This is a genomic window from Devosia chinhatensis, from assembly GCF_000969445.1.
Classification (GTDB): Bacteria; Pseudomonadota; Alphaproteobacteria; order Rhizobiales; family Devosiaceae; genus Devosia; species Devosia chinhatensis.
The window spans coordinates 79,614-101,300 of the sequence record NZ_JZEY01000054.1 but is presented as its reverse complement, the minus strand read 5'-3'; the positions used below and the strand labels follow the sequence as shown (position 1 = coordinate 101,300).

The window sequence follows — 21,687 nt, the reverse complement described above, 5'->3', positions numbered from 1 at the left end:
CGCCAACTGGTGAATGGTGCCGATTGCGAAAGGTCGACTTGCCTGTGCTTGCCGAGGAAAGCAGACGCTCATATTCGGCCTGCATAGGCCAAAGCGGGTGTCGTTGCTGGATGGACCGCCTGAAATCTAGAGACCAAGCGAATATTACTCACGCCTCTCTCCCGCCCAGGAATTAGAGTCGTTTCGAATTGACTCTGGGACGTGATCACAAGTCTGCAACCAGTTTCCGAGACGCGTCTGCTAACTGCTTTTGCCGATGGGCGATATCAGTTGGCAGATATAAGCGCGTTTCAAAGGCGAGGGCATGACATGGCGAAACGGACGAACCTTCTTGGGATCGGGCTTGCGACAATCTGTATGGTTTGCTGTGCATCGTCCCCTGGCCTCGCCGCGGCACAGGACGATTGTGCTGCGCTGGCAGCCAATCCCGATGAGGAGGGCTTTGAGAGCATCGGCAAGGACCAGATGGATGTGGACATCGATGCTGCCGTCATCGCCTGTTCTGCAGCAATAAAGCTAGACCCTGACGACATGCTCTCCCGCGCCCGGCTCGCGCGGGCCCATTATATCGGCCAGAATTATGAGGCCATGTATCCCCATATCGAACTCGCGGCTGAAGCGGGCAACGCCATGGCCCAGCAATTGCTGGGTGACTCGCTTGTGGATGGCAAGGGCATCGAAAAGGATTTCGAGCGCTCCTTTGCACTGCTCCAAGCATCGGCAGCGCAGGACTATGCTCCGGGTCTCTACAGTCTGGGCCTTAGCTATCGCGCCGGCGAAGGCATCGAGAAGGACGATGCCATGGCGGCTGAACTCTTTGCCCGGGCCGCCGCCAAGGATCACCGCTTTGCGCTGGCCGATCTGGGCATGATGAAGCTCAATGCCGATGGCATCGAGCGCGACGTGCACGGTGGCATAGAATTGCTCGAACGGGCCGCCGCGTTGCGCGACAGTTATGCCATGCTGCAACTGGGCTATCTCTATGCCGACAGCGATCTCGTACCCCAAGATGGCCCGCTAGCGCTTGACTATTTCCTGGCAGCGGAGGCCGCGGGTGAAGCCAGTGCCACCGCCGCGGCCGCCTATTTCTATCTGGGCGAATATGAGGGCGTGGCAGCTGACTTCGCCGAGGCAGAAGCAATGGCGCGCAGGGCCGCCGATACTGAGGATGGCGGCGGTCATTTTGTCCTCGGCTACATGGCCGAGAATGGCCTGGGCCTGTCAAGCGACCTGAATGCGGCGCGCATTCACTATGCGAAAGGCGCCGAACTTGGTGATGACCGTTCGGTGGAGGCTCTTGCAAGGCTGCAATAGATCCGTGCGCGGGGACAGCGCCGCCAGGCCTCTTTCCCCGCCCGTTTGACGACCCACGACGACTTTACTGGCTGGCGCACCCATGTTGCTGTAAAGGGGAAATCGAGTTGGCATAAGCACTTGGCAAAAGGGGGCGCAAGAGCTGAGCGCGAATCTTCTTGTTCCAAACAGCGAACTGATTTCTTCGGATGCCTCGACCTGGAGTCACCGGGTGGGGGTCATGTTCGAGACCCGCTTTCCCGATGAGCAGGCCTTCTCGATAGCGCTGCGCAATGCTCATCTCGGTCGCATGATTGTCAGCGAGATGCGGACCAGCCCGTTCCTGTTCGGCCGCAGCAAGGCCAAGCTGCGCTCGGACATGCTGGATCACTTCATGCTGCGGGTCGATATGAGTGACAGCGGCTCAACGCTCAATCTGGTCGATTTCGGCCAGACGCTCGACTTCGCGCCGATCGCTTCGCACAATATCTGTATTATCCTGCCGCGCGATACCGTCGCCGAAGCCGTGGGCGGCGCCGAATATCTGCATGACCTGACGCTGTCCGGCCCTGGCATCGATCTGCTCAAGGGGTTCATCATCCTGCTCAACCAGCAGGCGCCGAACCTCTTGCGCGAACAGGCCGACGGGACCACCAAGGCCTTGATCGACCTCATGGCGGCGACCCTGTCGAGCACAGCCAAGGGGCAGGAAAGAGGACGGGATGCCGTGGCCATGGCCGTGACGCAACGGGCACGCCATTATGTCAACGCCCATCTGGGAGACCCAGACCTGTCGCCTGGCAAGATCGCCCGGGCGCTCGGCCTGTCCCGGTCTGCCCTATACAGGCTGTTCGAGCCCTTGGGGGGTGTCGCTGCCTTTGTGCAGGAGCGGCGTCTGGAGCGGGCCTTTCGCCTGCTCAGCGACGCGCAGGAACTGCGCCTGGTGTCAACCATCGCCCATGGGCTTGGTTTTGCCAGCGAGTCCCATTTTGCCCGCGCTTTCCGCCAGCGCTTCGGCTACACGCCCAGCGATGTTCGGGCAAGCGCGCGGGAAAGCCTGCTGCACGCCGCCAGTATCCAGCATCCCTTCTCCGACAGGCCATTTGCATCCTGGCTGAATGGACTATGAGGGTGCGGGCATACTGGGTCGGCCTTGCGACCGACCCACATTTTGCATGTGTCACATCGGCGATGCAGGGCGCGTCCGGCGGCCGCCGGAAACCTCGTCAAGCGTCTCGTCGCGGATTTCGTCAGAGCGGGTGGTTTCCGCCGGCTTGTCCTGCGGCTTGTCGGACTTCTGTGTATCGGGCTTGCTCATGCTCTTCCTCTCAGTTTTGATCTGTCAGCTCATGCGGGGGCCACGGCGTGCAATGCCGCCAACCACCCTGTCGAGTTTCTCGTCTGCAATCTCTGCCTCGGCGGGGACATCGGGCGCATTGTGCGGCTTCTCGTCCGAGACCGGCTTCTGTTCTGTCTTTGCAGTCATAATGCCCCCCTTAGAACAGGCGGGTATTGCGCCGCGCCGGAGCGCCCACGCGACCGCCCGCAACCTTGTCCAGCGCGGAATCGGCGATGCTGTCCTTGGTCGTGCTGGCAGCATCCTGCGTTGCAACATCGTCGCTTTTGGCCGATGTCTGCTTCTGGTCCGTCATTCTACGTCCTCCTGCTTGAGACGATGGCAAGCATAAGCGCACCCCGCCCGGTGCTCTATCTCCGGGCCAAGCCAATCCGTCCCAAACTCTTGCGCATTCGTCCCAAGCGCGGCGCCGGCCATCGCCAGCGTCAGTCGAAATGGGCATTGTGCAACGCAATTTCAGACTGTGCGCCGGGCAATTTACGATGCTGGATCACCGAGACCCGGCTCGGCCAAAAATATGTATGTTGGACGGATTTCGGGGGATGTATGTCCGTTTTTAGTATGCGTTTCGGCAATTCTATGAGGCTCGTCACGGCGGCTCTCGGTCTTCTGGCCGCTTCGTCCGTCATCAACCTGGCAAGCGCGCAACCCTTGCCCCGCTACAATGTTGCAGCCTCCGTGCCGCCCGCGCAGATGGAAGCGCTGGAGACCGAGCGCCGTGCCATGCTGGCCCGCATACTCGCCAACCCTGCCGACCTCGATGCCAATTTTGCCTATGCCATGCTCTCGGCGCGCCTGGGCGATCTGGAGGCGGCCATCGCCACGTTCGAGCGCATGCACATCTATGCGCCCGATGTGCCGCGGCTGCGGCTTGAACTTGGCAGCCTCTATGCGCGGCTGGGCGCCCACGAAACCGCGCGCCAGCACTTCCTTGCCGTAAAGGCCCGGCCTGATACGCCGGCAGAAGTGCGGGCCAATATCGACATGGCGCTGGCAAATCTGGGAAGCGCTTCCGCTGGCCCGCGCCTTTCCGGGCAGGTGACCCTGGGCGCACTCTATAGCAGCAATGCCAATTCGGGTCCGAACGAGCGCTTCGTCACGCTCAACGGGTTTCAGGCACGCCTTGATGATGTGGCCATCGGCACTGCGGATGCGAGCGGCGGCATTTCGGGCGGGGTGCAGCTTTCCCAACCGCTCGGCAATGAGGGTGACCGTATCGAGGCCAGCCTGTCGGGGCGCCTGGACAGCTTTGCCAACCGCAATGACGTTTCCGCCGGTGCCATCGATCTGCGCGTCGGTGCGCTCATGCGGCTCGACCGGTTCGGCCTCGATAACGCCAGCGCGTCCCTCAGTGGCCTTGCCGGCACCAGCTGGCTCGGTGGCGAGCCTAATCTCAATCAGATCGGATTGTCTGCATCGCTGGATATTCCGCTCTCGCCAGCGACCCTGATCTCGGCCAATTATACATTGCGCTATGAGGATTATCTCGTCTCGGTGGTGCGGCCGCGCGCGGATTTGCGCGATGGATTGCGCCATCGCGCCAGTCTTGCTGTTTATCATTCGCTCTCGAGCGACTGGCAGGTCATGGCCGGCATCAATCTTACGCGCAAGGATGCTGTCGCCGCCTCACAGGCCTACTGGGAGCCCGGCGTCCAGGCAGGCCTTTCGCATCGGTTTACCCCGGAAGGGACTACCGAGGACCCCTGGACCTTCACCCTTGCCACCGCCGCCAGCCTGCGCAACAGCGATGGGCCGGACCCCATGGTCAACGCTGCCGAGGCCCAGAAGGGCGTCGAACTCTCGGTGCAGGCCACCCAATCCATCCCGCTAAGGGACCAGCTGTCCCTGCAGCTTTCGGCAGGCTACCGCCACGTCTTTTCGAACTACGACACGCGCACGCATGGTGCGGCATCCGTGGGTGCGTCACTGTCCTATTCCTTCTGAGGCCGAAATGCTGTCGCTTCGCTTTGTCCCATTTTTCGTCGTTTCCTCCATCCTGCTGGCGCCACTTCCAGTGCTCGCACAACCCGTCGGCACCACGGCCGCCGTCGTGCCCGATGCCTTCGCGCTGGGCATCACCGCAACGCCGCGGGTCATCGAGATCGGCGACCCGATCATTTCCAGCCAGAGGATCGAAACCAACGAGAACGGCCTCGTTCAGATATTGCTTGCCGACGGCAGCAGTTTCACCGTCGGGCCCAATTCCAGTCTCGTCATCGATTCCTTCGTCTACGATCCGCAGACCGACACGGCGAGTCTCGCCGCCACCGCTTCGCGCGGTTTCCTGCGTTTCATCGGCGGAGCCGCATCCAAGAGCGAGGCCGGCGCCACCATCACGACGCCCGTCGGCACGGCAGGCATTCGCGGCGCCATCGTGGACATATCCGCATCCGGGCAGAATGGACTGCCGCCCGGTTTTTCGCTCGTCTTCGGCAGCGTTCTTTCGGTGCTGACGGCCGATGGCGCACAGCAGACCACGACCCAGCCCGGTCAGACCATTTTCGTGTCTGCCGGCACGCCAAGCGTCGTCCCGACGCCACCGCAATTGTCGGCGCAATTCTCCAATATTCTGACCAATGTGGTGCCGCCGGGCCAATCGCCCGTCAACAGCGCCCAGATCGGGCAGTTGATCCAGTCCCTGCCGCCGGCTCAGCCCGGCGTTCCGGGCATGGGCGGGGATGCCGGCAGCAGCAATTTCGCTGCGCTCAATCAGATGATCACCACGGCCATCCAGCAGGCGCAAGTCACCGAAAGCCTGCAGCTCGGCACGATCGTTAACGCTGGCTTTGAAACACCTAATAGCGGCGGCGACGATGGCGAAAACGTCGGCGAGCCAGAGCCATCCGACCCTCCAATTCAATATCAGGCGTCCGGTTTCGGCGTCGGCACGGGGCCGTTCTCACCGGTGCTGAGCCAGGTGGCCGTCAGCTACGATGCCACCGCCATGACGGCCGAGGGGCGTTTTGTCGATGGGTTCTCTCCCGAGGAGGAGCTTTTCGTCTTCGGGCCCGACGAAGCAACCATTGCCCCCGATGGATCGCTCTCCGCCGCCAATGATCAGGGCAGCATGCAGACATCGAGCCAATTGCTCTGCACCCAATGCAATTTCATGGCGTGGGGCACCTGGAGCACCACGGACGCGGCACCTCAGACAATCGAGAACGGGCATTGGGTGCTCGGCGACCAGACCACGGCCCAGCAGATCGAAGGGTTGACGGGAACGGCAATGTACTCGGGCAATGCGGTCGGCTATGCCACGGGCAGCAGCGGGTCCGGATTGGCCGACGGCATATTTGACGCCGGCATGAATTTCGGCTCCGGAACCGGGTGGATCGAGTTCGACAATTTTGGCAACGATCTTGCCGGGCGCCGGGATTTCGGCGTCCAGACCGAGCTCGACGAGACAGGCCGAACGTTTGTCAGCACCGATTTTATCGACCCCACCGAATCAAGTCCGGTTTTTGGGGAACTGCAGGGCGGATTTGCAAATGATGCTTCGGATATCGCAAAGGGCATAATGGGCGGGTTCTCGGTGAATGCGCCAATGGAAGGCTGGTCCGGCACGGGCGTTTTCGCCGGCACAAGACAGAACTGACGTGGCCGAGAAGCGGTATTTTGGCCGAGAGCGCTCCGGCAGGCGCGGCCTTATGGTCGCTGCCGCCGGCTTTGCGACGCTCGCCGTGGTCCTTGGCCTGGCGCTCGCCCTCGGCGAGCAGCGTCAGCGCTTCGGATACCTCATCTTCGACGCCTTCCACCGGCTGCATCCGCGTGACGCCACCGACCCCAGCGTCGCCGTCATCGATATCGACGAGGCCTCGATTGCCCGGATCGGTCAATGGCCCTGGCCGCGCACAATAATGGCCGATCTTGTCACCGAGCTTGACACACTCGGCGTTGCAGCGATCGCTTTCGATATCGTCTTTTCCGAGCCGGACCGCACCTCGCTGGGTCGTGTGCTCGAGAACCTGGGGCCGGAAGCTGCCGCACTCGACGTCGCCGGACTGCCGCTCGACAATGACAGCGTTCTGGCCGGTGCCATAGCTGGGGCGCCGGTGGTCATGGGCATGGCGATCACTTCGGAGAACAATGCGCAGCTGCCCCTCCCCAAGGGCGGCTTCAGCTTTGGGGGCAGCAATCCGGTCGACTATCTACCGGCCTATTCGGGCGGCGTCACCAATCTTGAAATTCTCGACGACAGCGCTCCGGGCCTGGGCGTTTTTTCGTTCCCTCCGTCCTCGGACAATATCATCCGCTCCATGCCGCTGGTGCTGTCTGCGCAAGGCCGGCTCTATTCCGGTCTCAGCATCGAGGCCCTGCGCGTCGCCCAAGGCGCGGGCTCCTTTGCGCTGCGCTCATCCGATGCCAGTGGCGAGGGTGGTGGAGGCGGCGCAATGACGGCCCTGCGCGTGGGCCTGCTGGATGCACCGGTAGGGCCTGCAGGTGAGTTCTGGGTGCATTATTCGGGCCTGCCCAATATGCCGGTCATCGCCGCCGCCGATGTGCTGGCGGGGACGGACCGGGACAGCTTGGCGGCTTCTTTGGCCGGACGAATTGCCTTGGTCGGCACCAGCGCAGTGGGCCTGCGCGATATCGTGGCGACCCCGGTTGATGCGGCCACGCCCGGCGTCAAGGTCCATGCCGAAATCATCGACCAGATCGTCAGTCAGTCGTTCCTGACGCGGCCGGACTGGGCTCCAGGTCTGGAAATCGCGCTGGCCGTCGCGTCCGGGCTGGCTCTGGTGGCATTGGTGAGCCTCGGCGGCCCAATCCTCTCGAGTTTTGGCCTTGCCGGCCTGTCTCTCGCGGCCATGGCGGGATCATGGTGGGCCTTTACGAGCCAGGGCCTCCTTATCGATCCGCTGCTGCCGCTACTCTGCATGCTCGCTGTGTTCGGCCTCACCGCGCCGCTGGTGATTGCCCTTGCCAATAACGACAAGCTCTTCGTGCGCAATGCCTTTGGCCGCTATCTCTCGCCCACCCTGGTCGAGCGCCTGTCTGAAGACCCCGCTTCACTCAGGCTCGGCGGGGAAATGCGCGAACTCACCGTGCTGTTTTCCGATATTCGCGGTTTTACCGGCCTGTCCGAAACGCTCGAACCCACCGCGCTGACGACGCTGCTCAACCAGTTCCTCACACCGATGACCGACGTGCTGCTCGCGCGCGACGCGACGATCGACAAATATATCGGCGATGCCATCATGGCCTTCTGGAACGCCCCGCTCGATATTGCCGATCATCCGCGCAAGGCTTGCCTTGCCGCGCTCGACATGCTCGAAGCGGTCGAACAGCTCAATGCCCAGACCGGCCGCACCCTGCGCGTCGGCATCGGCCTCCATACGGGCTGGGCCTGTGTTGGTAATCTGGGGTCCGAGCAACGTTTTTCCTATTCGGCCATTGGCGACGCCATCAACCTGGCCTCGCGCGTCGAGGGCCTGACCAAGCAATATGGTGTGTCCATCGCGGTCACCAGCGAGACGCGTCAAGCCGCAGGCAACCTGGCCTTCCTCGAAATCGATGCTGTGCGCGTCTTTGGGCGGTCCAGCCCCGTGACCCTCCATGCCCTGATCGGCGATGCCAATGTCGCAGACGGGGCGGGCTTTGCCGAACTTGCGGTCTGGCATGGCCGCCTGCTCGATGCCTATAGAAGCGCCGACTTCAGTGGCGCAAGGACCTTGCTCGACGGCCCGCGTCCGTCCCTGGCCGCACAGCTTGCTCCGGTTTACGCGCTTTATGCCGATCGCATGGATGCCTTCATCGCCGATCCGCCCGAAGCGGGCTGGGACGCTGTCCATGTCGCGCAATCCAAGTGAAAGGAGCAGGTATGAGCGAAAAGGACGGATTGTATCGCCAGCAGGCGCTTGACCGCCTGACCTCGCCAGAACAGCTCGATGACGCCGTCGTCACTATCGGTTCGGGCGCAGTACTGACGCTTTTAGGCTTGACCCTCATCACGGCGGGTCTCGTCATCTGGGGCTTTTTCGGCACGGTCACGGTTTCGGCTGATGGTGCCGAAACCGCTGCCGAGCGACGCGCGCCCGTCACCCTGTTGTTTCCAGAGCTTGGAGGCCAGCGGTGAGCCTTGCTGCGCCCGCTACGCTACAGCATGCGCCCGGTGAATTGCGACGGCGCGCAGTGCCCTCGGTCCTCCAGATCGAGCAGACCGAATGCGGCGCTGCCAGCCTTGCCATGATCCTCGCCCATCATGGCCGCTGGATCACGCTGGAGGAAATGCGCGAGCGCACAGGCGTGTCACGCGATGGCACCAAGGCTTCCAATCTGCTCAAGGCGGCTCGATCCTATGGCCTCTCCGCCAAGGGTTTCCGCAAGGAAGCCGATCGTCTCGCCGAGGTGCCCTGGCCGGCCATCCTGCACTGGAATTTCAACCATTTCGTCGTGCTTGAAGGCATCGTGAACGGCAAGGTCTATACCAACGACCCGGCCATTGGCCGCCGCACATTGTCCTTTGCCGAATTGTCCGAAGCCTTTACCGGCGTGGTCCTGGCCTTCGAGAAAGGCCCCGATTTTCAACGCTCCAGGCGGCCTGCATCGTCCATCGAATTGATCCGCGAGCGGCTGCGGGGGTCCCGTCTGGGGCTTGTCCTCGTGGTCCTGGCGACCCTGTTGCTGATCGTGCCGGGGCTTGCCCTTCCAGCCTTTTCCCGCATCTTTATCGACGAGATCGTGGTGGCGGGGCGGCAGGACTGGTTCGCGCCTTTCGCGCTTGCGCTCGCCTTCGTCGCCGCCCTCCAGGGCCTGTTGACGGCCTTTCAGCAGACCATGTTGGTGCGGCTCGAAACGCGGCTCGCCATCGCTCCTGCCGCAGACATGGTGCGCCGCCTTCTCTCGCTCCCGGCATCCTTTTTCCTGCAGCGGCATCCCGGCGAGATCGTCAATCGGGTCGAGGCAAACGAGCGGGTGGCGCAACTTCTTTCCGGTGCGCTGGCAACCAATATGTTCAACCTCCTGACCGTGCTGGCCTATGCTGCCTTGATGCTGGTGGTCGATCCGGTTCTGGCCATCGCGGCGTTCCTGGCTCAGGCCCTGCTCGTGCTTCTGGTGCGCTGGTCGGCCGAGCGCCAGGTCGATGCCGCCCGCCGGCTCAGCACCGAAATGGGCCGGCTCGTCTCGGCGACGCTGAGCGCCGTACAGGGCATCGAGACCGTGCGTGCGACCAATCGGGAGCACCATGTGTTCCGGCGCTGGGCCGGGCATCAGGCCCGGCTCCTGTCCATCCGCACAGCGCTGGCTCGCACCGATGTGATCGTCTCGGTACTGCCCGCACTTCTGGCCGTGCTGACCAATATCATGGTGCTGGGGCTGGGCAGCGCCCGGGTCATGGCGGGCGAGCTGACGCTGGGCGGGCTCCTGGCGTTTCAGGCCCTCACTTTGAGCTTTACCGCCCCGCTCTTTGGCCTTGTTGCCCTCGTCGGCGACATCCAGGCCATCAGGGCCGATCTGGCACGGATCGGCGATGTGCTGCGGGCCAAGCCACTGGTTGTCGGGGCGCAGCGGCAGCAGGTCGAAAATGCGCTGCTGGAGGTTTCGGGCCTGAGTTTTGGCTATAATCCGCTCGATCCGCCGCTTCTGGACAATATCAGTCTGTCGGTCATGCCGGGCAGGCGGGTCGCCATTGTCGGCGGATCAGGTAGCGGCAAGAGCACGCTGGGGCGCGTCATAGCCGGGCTGCATGCGCCTTGGGCCGGGCGGGTGACGATGGCAGGGCACGATCTCACGGCGTTCGAGCCGCGCCAGCGCGCCGAACTGATCGGCTATGTGGACCAGGATGTCTATTTGTTTGAAGGCAGCATCCGCACCAATCTCAGCCTCTGGAACCCCGAATTGGACGATGCGGTCCTGCTTGCGGCCCTCGATGATGCCGGCATGGCGCACGATATGGCGGCGCGGCGTGGAGGCCTCGATGCCATCGTCACCGAGGGCGGCGGCAATTTCTCCGGCGGGCAGCGGCAACGGCTCGAACTGGCGCGCGCTCTGGTCAGCAGCCCCAGCCTCTTGATCCTTGACGAAGCCACATCCGCGCTTGACCCGTTGGCGGAGGCCCATGTCAATGCCCGGCTCAAGGCGCGGGGCATGGCCTGCCTCATCATCGCCCATCGCCTCTCCAGCATCCGCGATTGCGACGAGATCATCGTCATGAAGGCCGGACGCATCGTCGAGCGCGGCACCCATGAAGCCTTGATGCAGGCAAAAGGCGAATACCATGCTCTGGTGGACGAAGAAGCATGAGCGATCCGCATCTCGCCGCCATTGCGGTCGTCCTCAAGGCCATGGGCCACACCTTGCCAGAAACCACGCGGCACCCCAACGGCGCATCGCCTCTGACGGCGCTGGGATTGCCCCACCGGCCGGTCGTGCTGGCCGCCGACTGGTTTACCAGGCCCGGCTGGCCCATGCTCGGCGCGCTGCAGGATGGTACGCCGGTTGCTCTGCTTCCTCGCGGCCGGCGCTGGACCCTGCGCCTTGGCGAGAAAGTGCAGAGGGTCGATGCTGCGCTCGCTGCGACCATCTCGCGCGACGCGGTGCAGCTCTATCCGCGCCTGCCCGATTCCGTGCTCGATTTTTCTGGTCTTTTCCGCTTCGCCGTCAGGGGCGGCGGCAAGGATATCGGATCGGTTCTGGCCATGGCCGCCCTGGGTGCGGCGGTCATTTCGGCCGTTCCCCTCGCCATGGCTCATACGCTCACCGACATCGTGCCCTTGGGCGATTATTCTGCGCTCGGCGTGATCGTCCTGGTGCTGGTCATGCTCGCGCTCGCTGGTGCAGCCTTCGATGCAGTCAGGGCCCTTGCCGTGGCGCGGCTCGAGACCCGGCTCGATATCGTGTTGCAATCCGCCATGATGAGCCGGCTCTTGCGCCTGCCCCTCGGTTATTTCCGCAACCATACGGCATGGTCCATAACCGGGCAGGCCCTGCGCTTTCAGGACATCAGGCAGATCGTCTCGACCCACCTCGTGACTGCGACACTGGCCATCTCCGCCATCGCCTCAAGTCTTTTCGTGCTGGTCACGCTGTCGCCATCCCTGGCTTTGGTGGCCGCCCTGCCAATTGGTTTGATCGCGCTGGTCTCGGGCATACTGACCTTCAGCCAGCTCACCCACGAACGCAGCCAGCTTGTTGCGGCGACGCGTCTTGAAAGCTTTTCGCTGCAGATGATCCTGGGGATCAACAAGATCCGCCAGGCCGCCGCCGGCCCGGCCGCCATGGAGCAATGGATGCTCCGGGGCCGCCCCTATCGCAGCGCCTTTCACGGCGCACGGCGTTTCGCCGCCCATCAGGCCATCCATCAGTCCTGGATGGTCTGGATCGGCCTCGCCGTCGTCTTCGGCGCCATGGCTCTCTTGCCGCCCACAGGGCTGGCAGTGGGAGTATTGGTGGCCTTTATCACCAGCTTCCTGCAACTGGCAGCGGCCATTGATGCACTCGTGCTGTCCGGCACCCAATTGCTGACCATAGGCCCCTTGCTGGAGCGGTCCCGTCCACTGATCTCGACGCCGCCTGAACCGCGCGAAACGGGCGCCGATCCCGGCGTGATCAGTGGCGCTGCCAGCCTGCGATCCGTGCGCTTTCGCTATGACGCTGACGGGCCCGATGTGCTGAAGGGCGTTGATCTTGATATCAGTGCGGGCGAGTTCGTCGCGCTGGTCGGCCGCTCCGGAAGCGGCAAGTCGACCATTCAGCGCCTCCTCGCCGGCTCCGACCTGCCGATCTCGGGCACGGTCAGTTTCGACGGCAAGCCCACCACGGGCATGGATCTCTCCAGCCTGCGCCGGCAGGTGGGCATCGTGCTCCAGAACGGCATGGTCCATGCCGGATCGCTCTATGAAAATCTGGCAGGTGCCACGGGCGCCAGCATATCCGACGCATGGGACGTCGCCCGCATGGTTGGGTTGGTGGCAGATATCGAAAACATGCCCATGGGCATGCACACTGTGGTGGCAGACGGCGGCGGCATGTTGTCCGGTGGGCAGCGGCAGCGCATTCTCATTGCCCAGGCCCTGATGCACCGCCCCAGGCTTCTGCTGCTCGATGAAGCCACCAGCGCCCTCGACAACCGCAGCCAGGCCCAGGTGGTGGATACACTGGCGCGGCTAAAGGTGACTCGCGTCGTCATCGCTCATCGTCTCAGCACCATCAGGGACGCCGATCGCATCGTGGTTCTGGATGGTGGTCTGGTGGTGGAAACCGGCCGCTTCGACGATCTCATGGCCCAAAACGGGCATTTTGCGGCGCTGGCCCGCGATCAGCATCTTTGAAAAGGACGGATATGCGCAAGGTTCTCTATATCCTCAGCCAGCTCAACGACGATGATGTCGACTGGCTGGCCAATGCCGGCCGGACCTGGACGGCGGCCGTCGACGAGCCGCTTATTCACGAAGGCAAGCCGGTGGCAGACCTTTTCTTCGTTCTGGCGGGAGAAGCCAGCGTGTCGGTATCGGGCATGGGCGAACTGGTGCGCCTCGGACGTGGCGAGATCGCGGGCGAGATGAGCTTCGTCGATTCCGCGCCGCCTTCGGCCACGGTCACCGCTCTTGCTGGCAGTTCCATCCTCGCCGTGGACAAGCGGGCGGTGCAGGCACGTCTGGCCGAGGATACCGGCTTTGCCGCGCGTTTTTATCGTGCGCTCGCCATTTTCCTGGCCGACCGCCTGCGCTCGACCACCTCGCGCATGAAATCGGCGGACGGCCTGGCAACGGCATCCATCGTCGAGGATGAACTGGATGAGGATTTGCTCGATCAGGTGTCGCTGGCCGGTATAAGGTTTGAACACCTGCTCAACACGCTGTCCTCGGCGCGGAGCGAGAGATGACGACCGGCCTGCCTTTTCTCGATCTCTTCGCCCTCATGGTCTTTGCCCATGCTCTGGGGGATTATCCCTTGCAGGGGGAATTCCTGTCGCGCGCCAAGAACCGCGCCAACCCTGTTCCGGGTGTGCCATGGTATCAGGCGCTGGCGGCGCATTCGATCATTCAGGGCGGGCTTGTCGGCTTGATCACCGGCAGCCTTTGGCTCGGCCTGGCCGAAACTGTCGTCCACGCCCTCATCGATGACGCCAAATGTACCGGCAAGCTGACCTTCAATCAGGATCAGGCGCTACATATCGCCTGCAAGCTTGCCTGGATTGCCATCCTGATTTTTCTCGCCGGCTTCTAGGACTTGCCTTTGCCCGCTATATCCAGTCCGGCCACGCTCCGCCTGCCACTCTTCATTGCCCTCGCGGCCCTGGTCATGGGATTGCCGCGCACTCTGGTGCAGACGGCGGGAGCAGGCTTGTTCCTGGCGCATTTCCCGGCGCAATGGATCGCCTGGATCTATCTCGCGACGGCGCTGGTTTGCCCCCTTGTCGCCACTGTTTTCCTGCGGCTCGAAAGCCGGCTGCCGCTTGTGCCCATGCTGATCGGCGTGCAGGCCGCGAGCGCCCTCGTTTCGGTTGCACTGAGCCTTTTCTATCGTCTCGAACCGCAGACCGTCGCGGCCCTGACGTTTCTCTGGGCCCAGATCGAGAACATGACCTCCAGCCTGGTCTTCTGGGGTCTGGCCAACCAGTATTTCGCCATAGCCCAGGCCCGCCGCGAATTCGCCCGCATCGGCGCAGGCGAGCAGTTGGGCGCGCTCGGCGTCGGCCTTGCCATCCCGCTGGCTCTCGTCCTCTTGCAGCCGTCCGACCTGTTGCTGGTTTCGGCAGCCAGCAACCTTATGGCCGGGGCGCTCATCATCGTCATCCTGCGGCGTCTGGCGCCTGCGGCGGGCCTTCCCGCCACTCCAGACCTGCCGCTGCGGCCCCAGACGTTCAACCGGCGGGTCAAGGCCTTCATTGCAGCCATCTTCGCTGCGACCCTGTGCTCCAACCTCGCTTTTTTCCTCATCGACAACAGCTTCTATATCGAAACGCAGGTCCACTTTGCCGATGGGGTAGCCGCGACCGGCTTCATCGGCATGGCGCTCGCCAGCGCCGCCGGTGTCTCGCTGGTGCTGTCGAACACGCTGGCGCCCGTGATCATGTCACGGTTCGGCGTGGCCGCCGTCATTCCCCTCTTGCCCGGTGCGCTTCTGGTACTCACCTTGGCCGTTCTGCTCGCTCACTCGGGCATGGCTGGGGGCATGACCTGGGTCTTCGGCCTCGTCGTGGCCATGAAAGTGCTCGATGAAAGCCTGCGGCTCTGCCTCTATCGCCCCGCGTCACAGGCGCTGTTCCAGCCGCTGCCGGCCTCGGCTCGCTTCCGCGCCCAGACATTGAGCGAAGGGTTCGTCGAACCCTCGGGCATTGCCCTGGCCGCCTGTCTGCTGCTGCTGGCGGGCCTGCTGCCCGATATCGGCGCGGCGGACATTGCCATCGTTCTCGCGCCGGTCCTGGCCATCTGGTGGATTGCCGGGCTCATCGTCGGCCGGCGCTATCGTACCGCGCTCGAACTGGCCGTCACCGGCCGCCAGACGCTTGATCCGGCGGCACCGGTCTTTGCCAGTCCGCAGGCTATTGCGCTTCTGGTCGAGCGTGCCCGTAGTCTCGACCCTGCCGAAGCCGCCCCCCTGCTGCCCATCATCCGCAGCCGTGACGTCCAGGCTTACCGCACCGTGCTGCCCGATTTGTTGGGGCGCAGCCACGATCTTGATAAAGTCATCCTGTCCCATCCGCAGGATTTCGCCGGAGCTGGGCTCGCCCCGCAGCTGGCGGCGCTTCTGCCCTGGGCAGAGGCGGGTCTCCGCCCCATGCTGCTCGCGGCGTTGTCGGCCGCCGCCGATCCGGTTGCTCTTGCCGCCATAACGACTTTTGAGCCCCAAAGCAGGGCCGAGCATCTGGCACGCGCGAGGGCTCTCATCGCCATGGGCGGAGCAGAGGGTGGGGCTGCTACGCGCGCTTTCCTTCAAGATCTTGAGGATCCGCATCCGCAGATCCGCTGCGATGCCCTTCAAGTGCTCGCAGACAGTCGTGATCAAGAGGTCGTCGAGGCCATCGCCTTGCGCCTTGGCGATCCCGACGCCACAACGCGCCATCTGGCCTATAGAATAGCAGCTGGCCATGGAGCTCCCATTTTGCTCGACGGTCTCACGGAAAGGCTGTCAGATCCCGCATGCCCATCCCAGGACTTGCCGCCTCTGCTGTCGGCTGTGGGCAGCTTCGGCGCGCCGGGTCTCGACGTTCTCCAAGGCGCGACTGCCGGGGGCGACCCTGCCATGCAGCGCCTCTGCGTCACGGCGCTGGCCCGCATCGATGATCCTGCCGCGCAAACCTGCCTCATCGGTCTTGCGCTTAAGGCGGACCCGGCGGTGGCTCTCTCCGCCATGTCCAAGATATGGGGCCGCGCCTTGCTCCTCCCTCGGCGCCTGGCGCACGCCCGCGCCGAAATCCTCATAGATCAGGCAGTACACCTGGCGCGCGCCATTGCCGTTTTGAATCCGGATGATGACATTGGGTTGGCCATCGCAGCCTTGCGGCACGAGGCCCGCCAGCGCCTCGATCTGGCCCTCGCGCTGGTCATGATCTGCGATCCGCATCTGGTGGGCAGGCGGCCCGCCTTTGCCAGCGTCATGCGGTTCGGCTCAGGCGACCCGGGCTATGCCGACGAGCATTTCGAGCTCGCCCTGCCGCCGCGATTGCGCCCGGCTGCGCTGCTGGCCCTTGGCGGCGCGGAGAATATGGGCGACAGCCGCCGTCTTGCCGCGCTGGCATCTGCGGTCCCGGACGAGCTCGGCCAATGCGTGGCCTGGCTGCAGGCCGGACCAATTCCTTTATCGGCCTGGTCGCGGCTTTGCCTCGCCAACCTTGCCCCACCGGGCAGCAAAATCAGGGGGACGCAGTCCTTGGATGTCTTGGAAAAGGTGATGATCCTGAAATCCGTCGATCTCTTCGCCGGTATCGAGGACGTCTATCTCGCTGAATTCGCGCCCGTCGTCGAAGAGCTCTTCCTCGACCCTGGCCAGGCATTGATCGCTGCCGGCAGCATGGGCACCACTCTCTACATCGTGGTCAATGGCAGTCTCGGCGTGGAGCGCAAAGGCGTCGAAATTGCGCGCCTTGGCCGGTTCGACGTCGCAGGCGAGCTTGCCGCCTTCGACCCCCAGCCCAGATCCGCCGACGTCGTGGCGCGCGAGGCCAGCCACATACTCGCGCTGTCCCAGGCGCACCTCGAAACGCTCATCGCTTCGCATATGGATATCGCGACGAGCATCATTCAAACACTCTCCCGCCGCCTTCGGAAAGCCCTGGGGGGTTAGCGCCAAAGCTCCAGACGTCACTCGAAGCGGCCGATGATGAGAGGATTTCACTGTGCACGCTCATCCGAACGCAAGAGATACAGTGCCAGCTTATGAGGAAGCGTGCCGCTGGACTTGGCATCCAACAGCGCTTGTCTCGCAGCTCAACAAGCCTTGGTTGATTGTGCCAAGCCGCGTCACCCAATCTTTATGAAATTCTTATGCCGGACAGCCCCATTCCGAATGGAAAGCTGATGGGCTGAGCGCGCATTGCAATGCTCCTGATTGGAGACACTGCCATGCTTGATCTTTTGTTCATCCTCCTGGGCGCCGGCATGCTTGCTGCCCTTGCAGCCTATGCCTTCGCCCTCGACCGTCTGTGAGGGCGCCATGCTGCTCATCGCTTTTGTCGTCGCGCTTGCGATCGCAGTCTTCCTCATCGTGACGCTGATGCGTCCCGAGCAGTTCTGAGCGGAGACTTCTCATGACCATTTTCGGATGGCTGCAAATTGGCTTGGTGCTGATTGCAGTCCTGCTGCTCGTCAAGCCGCTTGGGCTCTATATGGCGCGCGTATTTTCAGGCGATCGCACCTGGCTTTCACCTGTGCTGGCTCCCATCGAGACCGGACTTTATCGCATTGCCGGCATTCGGGCGGACAAGGAGCAGGGCTGGCTGGGTTATGCTCTGGCGGTTCTGGCCTTCAGCCTGGCCGGCTTCCTGGCGCTTTATGGCATGCTGCGCCTGCAGCACCTGCTGCCGCTCAACCCGCAGGGTTTTGCGGGTCTGCCACCTGACCTCGCCTTTAATACGGCGGTGAGTTTCGTCACCAATACCAACTGGCAGAATTATGGTGGCGAGAGCACCATGAGCCATTTCAGCCAGATGGCCGGCCTGACGGTACAGAACTTCCTCTCCGCCGCCACCGGCATGGCCGTCGCCATCGCCGTCAGCCGCGCCTTGGTGCGCTCCAAGGTGTCCGAGCTGGGCAATTTCTGGGTCGATATGACGCGCGCCACGCTCTATGTCCTGCTGCCGCTGTCTCTTGTGGTCACGCTTGCTTTCATTGCCATGGGCCTGCCGCAAAGCCTGGATGCCAGCTTTGTCGCCACCACCCTGGAGGGCGCGCAGCAGACCATCGCCACCGGGCCGGTCGCCAGCCAGGAGGCGATCAAGCAGCTCGGCACCAATGGCGGCGGCTTCTTCAATGTCAACGCTGCCCATCCGTTCGAGAATCCGAGCGCTTTCTCCAACTATCTCAACATCATCGCGATGCTCTCCGTCTCGCTGGCTTTGGTCTACGCCTTCGGCCAGATGGTGGGCAGTCGCCGCCAGGGCTGGGCGCTGATCGCGGTCACGATTGTCTTGCTGACCACAGGGATCGGCTTGGTGTACTGGGCCGAAACGGGAGGCAATCCGGTTCTGCATGCGGTCGGCGTGGATGCGCTGCAGGGCAATATGGAGGGCAAGGAGGTGCGCTTCGGTCAGGCCATGAGCGCGCTCTACGGCACCGTCACCACCGGCCTATCCAATGGCGGCGTCAACGCCATGCATTCCTCGCTCACCCCTTTGGGTGGCCTTGTACCGATGTTCCTGATCCAGTTGGGCGAGGTTCTGCCGGGCGGCGTCGGGTCAGGCCTTTACGGCATGATCGTATTTGCCATTCTCGCCGTCTTCGTGGCCGGGCTCATGGTCGGGCGCACGCCGGAATTTTTGGGCAAGAAGATCGAGGCGCGCGAGATGAAGCTAGCCATGCTGGCCGTGCTCATCCTGCCGCTCGCCATCCTGGGCTTCACAGCGGTCTCTGCCGTCGCCGAATTCGGTGTCGGTTCGATCACCACGCCCGGCCCGCATGGGCTTAGTGAAATCCTCTACGCCTTCAGCTCGGCCGCCGGCAATAACGGCTCAGCCTTTGGGGGGCTCACCGGCAACACGCCCTGGTACAACACCACTCTGGCGCTGGCCATGTTGCTGGGGCGTTTCGCCTATATCGTGCCGGTGCTGGCCATTGCCGGCTCGCTGGCAGCCAAGCCCCGGGCAGAAGCGTCCTCGGGCACTTTCCCCACCGACCGGCCGCTCTTTGTCGGCCTCCTGATCGGCATCATCCTCATCATGGGCGGGCTGCAATTCTTCCCGGCCCTGGCTCTCGGGCCCATCGCCGAGCATTTCGCCATGCTTGCCGGGCAGAGCTTTTAAGGACCCTCCTCACATGTCCAATGCTTCCATATCAATCTTCAGCCCGGCTATTCTGGTCCCGGCGCTCAAGGATGCGGTCATCAAGCTCGATCCGCGCCAGCTCATCCGCAATCCGGTGATCTTCGTTACCGAGATCGTCGCTGTCCTCGTCACAGCCATGTCGGTGCAGGAGCTGATCGGGGGCGGTGAAACGCTTTCCTTCTCTGTCCAGATCGCGCTCTGGCTGTGGTTCACCGTGCTTTTCGCCACCTTTGCCGAGGCCGTGGCCGAGGGTCGTGGCAAGGCGCAGGCCGAAAGCCTGCGCCGCTCCAAGACTGACCTTATTGCCAAAAAGCTGCTGTTCCCGGACCGCCCGGGCGATCATTCCAGTGAAGTCGTGGCGGCGACGACCCTTAAAGTCGGCGACATCGTGATCGTCGAAACCAATGACATCGTACCGGGCGATGGTGAGATCATCGAAGGTGTGGCCTCGGTCAATGAAAGCGCGATAACCGGCGAATCGGCACCCGTCGTTCGCGAAGCGGGCGGCGACCGTTCGGCCGTGACCGGCGGCACGCAGGTGATTTCCGACTGGCTCAAGGTGCGGATCACCACGCGGCCGGGCGAAAGCTTTGTCGATCGCATGATCGGACTGATCGAAGGCGCGCAGCGGCAGAAGACTCCCAACGAGATCGCGCTGTCGATCCTGCTTTCGGGCCTGACGCTGATCTTCCTTATAGCAGTGGTCACGCTTTACGGACTGGCGCTCTATTCGGGCACCGATCTCTCCGTGGCAGTCCTGGCGGCTTTGCTGGTAACGCTGATCCCAACCACTATCGGCGGCCTGCTCTCGTCTATCGGCATTGCCGGCATGGACCGGCTGATCCGCTTTAACGTCATCGCCACCTCCGGTCGGGCCGTGGAAGCGGCGGGCGATGTCGATACGCTCCTGCTCGACAAGACCGGCACCATCACCTTTGGCAATCGCATGGCCTCCGAGTTCCTGCCTGTGGCCGGTGTCAGTGAGCGCGATCTTGCCGAGGCGGTCCTGCTGGCCAGTCTTGCCGACGAAACGGCCGAGGGGCGCTCCATCGTCGCCCTGGCTCGCGACGAGTATCGCGTCGTTGAACCAACCCAGGCAGGCGTGGCAAGGACGTTCATCCCGTTCTCGGCCCAGACGCGCCTTTCGGGTGTCGATGTGGAAGGGCGTCGGATCCGCAAGGGCGCGGTCGATGCTGTCCTGCGGTTCGTCGGTCTCGACCGGACCCAAGCGGGCGCGGAGTTCAACAAGGCTGTCGAGGTCATTGCCCGCTCCGGCGGCACGCCGCTGGCCGTGGGGGAAGCCGACCGGCTGCTCGGGGTCGTCCATCTCAAGGACGTCGTCAAGCCCGGCATCAAGGAGCGCTTTGCCGCCCTGCGCGCCATGGGCATCCGCACGGTGATGATCACCGGCGACAATCCCGTTACCGCCGCTGCCATAGCGTCCGAGGCCGGTGTCGATGATTTCCTGGCAGAAGCCACCCCGGAACAGAAGCTCGATTACATCCGCCAGGAGCAGACCGGCGGCCGCCTCGTCGCCATGTGCGGCGATGGCACCAATGACGCGCCGGCGCTGGCCCAGGCCGATGTGGGCGTTGCCATGCAATCAGGCACCCAGGCGGCGCGCGAGGCCGGCAATATGGTGGATCTCGACAGCAGCCCCACCAAGCTCATCGAGATCGTCGAGATCGGCAAGCAGATCCTGATGACCCGCGGCGCACTGACGACCTTCTCCATCGCCAATGACGTTGCCAAATACTTCGCCATCATCCCGGCACTGTTCGTCGCAACCTATCCGGGTCTTGGCACCCTGAACGTCATGGGTCTCAGTTCGCCGCAATCGGCCATTCTTTCGGCCGTGATCTTCAACGCGCTGATCATCGTGGCACTGATCCCCCTTGCCCTGCGGGGCGTGAAATACCGTCCGGTGGGTGCCGCCGCGCTGCTTTCGCGCAATCTGTTGATCTACGGGCTTGGCGGCCTGGTCACGCCGTTTATCGGCATCAAGGCGGTCGACATGGCCATAACCGCAATCGGCATCATCTAGGAGGCAGACATGCTCAGCCAGATCCGCCCAGCCATCGTCATGACCCTGGCCTTCACCCTGCTGACCGGCGTTGCCTATCCACTGACCATGACCGGCATCGGTCAGTCGCTCTTTCCCTACCAGGCCAATGGCAGCCGCATCGAACGCGATGGAAACGTCATCGGCTCGAATCTCATCGGCCAGAATTTCACCGACCCCGGCTATTTCTGGTCGCGACCATCCGCAACCGGCACCGATCCCTATAACGCCTCGGCATCGAGCGGCTCCAACTATGGCGCCACCGACAGGCGGCTGGTGGACCGCGTTGCCGCCGCAGTCGATGGCAGGAGCACAGTGCCGGCAGATGCCGTCACCACGTCCGGCTCAGGCCTCGACCCGCATATATCGCCGGAAAATGCCCGCAGCCAGATGGATCGCATCGCCACGGCCCGCGGCGTGGACCGTGCAGCGATTGCCAGGCTTGTCAGCGACATGACGGAAGCACCGGCGCTGGGTATATTCGGGGAATACCGTGTCAATGTCCTCGCGCTCAATCTGGCGCTCGATGGCTTGACGCAAGTGGCGAGGTAA

18 protein-coding genes are annotated in these 21,687 nt (G+C 63.3%); 15 read left to right on the top strand and 3 right to left on the bottom strand.

The genetic code is table 11. The features are described 5' to 3' along the window. Window positions 1-357 precede the first annotated feature (357 nt). Both VE26_RS00630 and VE26_RS00625 read left to right on the top strand, forming a co-directional pair. Complete coding sequence (locus VE26_RS00630) at window positions 358-1,314, top strand: tetratricopeptide repeat protein (protein WP_046103323.1); 957 nt, start codon at window positions 358-360, stop codon at window positions 1,312-1,314. Between the two features lie 220 nt (window positions 1,315-1,534). After that, the gene (locus tag VE26_RS00625; protein WP_052715572.1) at window positions 1,535-2,422 is read left to right on the top strand and encodes a helix-turn-helix domain-containing protein; all 888 of its coding nucleotides are present in this window, start codon (window positions 1,535-1,537) and stop codon (window positions 2,420-2,422) included. A 51-nt stretch (window positions 2,423-2,473) separates the two neighbouring features. On the opposite strand, the gene VE26_RS17970 is transcribed toward VE26_RS00625, so the two are convergent. From VE26_RS17970 to VE26_RS17960, 3 genes are read right to left on the bottom strand one after another with little or no spacing between them, the layout of a single operon-like run. Continuing rightward, a complete protein-coding gene (locus VE26_RS17970) occupies window positions 2,474-2,611 on the bottom strand; it encodes a hypothetical protein (RefSeq protein WP_160297769.1) in 138 nt (45 codons plus the stop codon). A gap of 24 nt (window positions 2,612-2,635) precedes the next feature. Further along, on the bottom strand, window positions 2,636-2,779 hold the full coding sequence (locus tag VE26_RS17965; protein ID WP_160297768.1) for a hypothetical protein: 144 nt from the start codon (window positions 2,777-2,779) through the stop codon (window positions 2,636-2,638). Window positions 2,780-2,789: 10 nt separating this feature from the next. Continuing rightward, window positions 2,790-2,945 carry a hypothetical protein gene (locus VE26_RS17960; RefSeq protein ID WP_160297767.1) on the bottom strand — a complete coding sequence of 52 codons (156 nt, stop codon included), beginning with the start codon at window positions 2,943-2,945 and terminating at the stop codon, window positions 2,790-2,792. 251 nt (window positions 2,946-3,196) lie between these two features. Here VE26_RS17960 and VE26_RS00620 point away from each other — a divergent pair, with 251 nt between their 5' ends. From VE26_RS00620 to kdpC, 13 genes are all read left to right on the top strand, one after another. Beyond that, window positions 3,197-4,594, top strand: a complete 1,398-nt coding sequence (locus tag VE26_RS00620) for a porin family protein (protein WP_160297766.1) — start codon at window positions 3,197-3,199, stop codon at window positions 4,592-4,594. A 7-nt stretch (window positions 4,595-4,601) separates the two neighbouring features. After that, window positions 4,602-6,245, top strand: a complete 1,644-nt coding sequence (locus VE26_RS00615; protein ID WP_046103321.1) for a FecR family protein — start codon at window positions 4,602-4,604, stop codon at window positions 6,243-6,245. 52 nt (window positions 6,246-6,297) lie between these two features. Beyond that, window positions 6,298-8,460, top strand: coding sequence for a CHASE2 domain-containing protein (locus VE26_RS00610; RefSeq protein ID WP_160297765.1), 2,163 nt, complete (start codon window positions 6,298-6,300; stop codon window positions 8,458-8,460). 11 nt (window positions 8,461-8,471) lie between these two features. Then, the gene (locus tag VE26_RS00605; RefSeq protein WP_046103320.1) at window positions 8,472-8,726 is read left to right on the top strand and encodes a hypothetical protein; all 255 of its coding nucleotides are present in this window, start codon (window positions 8,472-8,474) and stop codon (window positions 8,724-8,726) included. Continuing rightward, a complete protein-coding gene (locus tag VE26_RS00600; protein ID WP_046103319.1) occupies window positions 8,723-10,894 on the top strand; it encodes an NHLP family bacteriocin export ABC transporter peptidase/permease/ATPase subunit in 2,172 nt (723 codons plus the stop codon). The genes VE26_RS00605 and VE26_RS00600 overlap by 4 nt, the downstream gene beginning before the upstream one ends. Beyond that, window positions 10,891-12,921, top strand: coding sequence for an ATP-binding cassette domain-containing protein (locus VE26_RS00595; protein WP_052715570.1), 2,031 nt, complete (start codon window positions 10,891-10,893; stop codon window positions 12,919-12,921). The genes VE26_RS00600 and VE26_RS00595 overlap by 4 nt, the downstream gene beginning before the upstream one ends. 11 nt (window positions 12,922-12,932) lie before the next feature. Continuing rightward, window positions 12,933-13,475 (top strand): cyclic nucleotide-binding domain-containing protein, encoded by a 543-nt coding sequence (locus VE26_RS00590; RefSeq protein ID WP_046103318.1) that lies wholly within the window; start codon window positions 12,933-12,935, stop codon window positions 13,473-13,475. Further along, complete coding sequence (locus tag VE26_RS00585; RefSeq protein ID WP_046103317.1) at window positions 13,472-13,819, top strand: DUF3307 domain-containing protein; 348 nt, start codon at window positions 13,472-13,474, stop codon at window positions 13,817-13,819. The genes VE26_RS00590 and VE26_RS00585 overlap by 4 nt, the downstream gene beginning before the upstream one ends. A gap of 9 nt (window positions 13,820-13,828) precedes the next feature. Continuing rightward, on the top strand, window positions 13,829-16,879 hold the full coding sequence (locus VE26_RS16910) for a cyclic nucleotide-binding domain-containing protein (protein ID WP_052715569.1): 3,051 nt from the start codon (window positions 13,829-13,831) through the stop codon (window positions 16,877-16,879). Window positions 16,880-17,215: 336 nt separating this feature from the next. Then, a complete protein-coding gene (locus VE26_RS18965) occupies window positions 17,216-17,329 on the top strand; it encodes a potassium-transporting ATPase subunit F (protein ID WP_152658656.1) in 114 nt (37 codons plus the stop codon). 13 nt (window positions 17,330-17,342) lie between these two features. After that, window positions 17,343-19,052: a potassium-transporting ATPase subunit KdpA gene (gene kdpA, locus VE26_RS00575; RefSeq protein ID WP_046103316.1), complete on the top strand. Its 1,710-nt coding sequence runs from the start codon at window positions 17,343-17,345 to the stop codon at window positions 19,050-19,052. Window positions 19,053-19,065: 13 nt separating this feature from the next. Then, entirely contained in the window at window positions 19,066-21,117 is a 2,052-nt protein-coding gene (kdpB, locus tag VE26_RS00570; protein WP_046103315.1) for a potassium-transporting ATPase subunit KdpB, read from the top strand. 9 nt (window positions 21,118-21,126) lie between these two features. Continuing rightward, on the top strand, window positions 21,127-21,687 hold the full coding sequence (gene kdpC / locus VE26_RS00565; protein ID WP_046103314.1) for a potassium-transporting ATPase subunit KdpC: 561 nt from the start codon (window positions 21,127-21,129) through the stop codon (window positions 21,685-21,687).

Bases quoted from the DNA above. Each gene is read 5' to 3' on its own strand.
- VE26_RS00590 (WP_046103318.1), top strand. From the start codon at position 12,933: ATGCGCAAGGTTCTCTATATCCTCAGCCAGCTCAACGACGATGATGTC.
- VE26_RS18965 (WP_152658656.1), top strand. From the start codon at position 17,216: ATGCCTTCGCCCTCGACCGTCTGTGAGGGCGCCATGCTGCTCATCGCT.
- VE26_RS00625 (WP_052715572.1), top strand. From the start codon at position 1,535: ATGTTCGAGACCCGCTTTCCCGATGAGCAGGCCTTCTCGATAGCGCTG.
- kdpC (WP_046103314.1), top strand. From the start codon at position 21,127: ATGCTCAGCCAGATCCGCCCAGCCATCGTCATGACCCTGGCCTTCACC.
- VE26_RS00610 (WP_160297765.1), top strand. From the start codon at position 6,298: ATGGTCGCTGCCGCCGGCTTTGCGACGCTCGCCGTGGTCCTTGGCCTG.
- VE26_RS00615 (WP_046103321.1), top strand. From the start codon at position 4,602: ATGCTGTCGCTTCGCTTTGTCCCATTTTTCGTCGTTTCCTCCATCCTG.
- kdpA (WP_046103316.1), top strand. From the start codon at position 17,343: ATGACCATTTTCGGATGGCTGCAAATTGGCTTGGTGCTGATTGCAGTC.
- VE26_RS00595 (WP_052715570.1), top strand. From the start codon at position 10,891: ATGAGCGATCCGCATCTCGCCGCCATTGCGGTCGTCCTCAAGGCCATG.
- kdpB (WP_046103315.1), top strand. From the start codon at position 19,066: ATGTCCAATGCTTCCATATCAATCTTCAGCCCGGCTATTCTGGTCCCG.
- VE26_RS00605 (WP_046103320.1), top strand. From the start codon at position 8,472: ATGAGCGAAAAGGACGGATTGTATCGCCAGCAGGCGCTTGACCGCCTG.
- VE26_RS17965 (WP_160297768.1), bottom strand. From the start codon at position 2,779: ATGACTGCAAAGACAGAACAGAAGCCGGTCTCGGACGAGAAGCCGCAC.
- VE26_RS00585 (WP_046103317.1), top strand. From the start codon at position 13,472: ATGACGACCGGCCTGCCTTTTCTCGATCTCTTCGCCCTCATGGTCTTT.
- VE26_RS00630 (WP_046103323.1), top strand. From the start codon at position 358: ATGGTTTGCTGTGCATCGTCCCCTGGCCTCGCCGCGGCACAGGACGAT.
- VE26_RS00620 (WP_160297766.1), top strand. From the start codon at position 3,197: ATGTCCGTTTTTAGTATGCGTTTCGGCAATTCTATGAGGCTCGTCACG.
- VE26_RS17960 (WP_160297767.1), bottom strand. From the start codon at position 2,945: ATGACGGACCAGAAGCAGACATCGGCCAAAAGCGACGATGTTGCAACG.
- VE26_RS17970 (WP_160297769.1), bottom strand. From the start codon at position 2,611: ATGAGCAAGCCCGATACACAGAAGTCCGACAAGCCGCAGGACAAGCCG.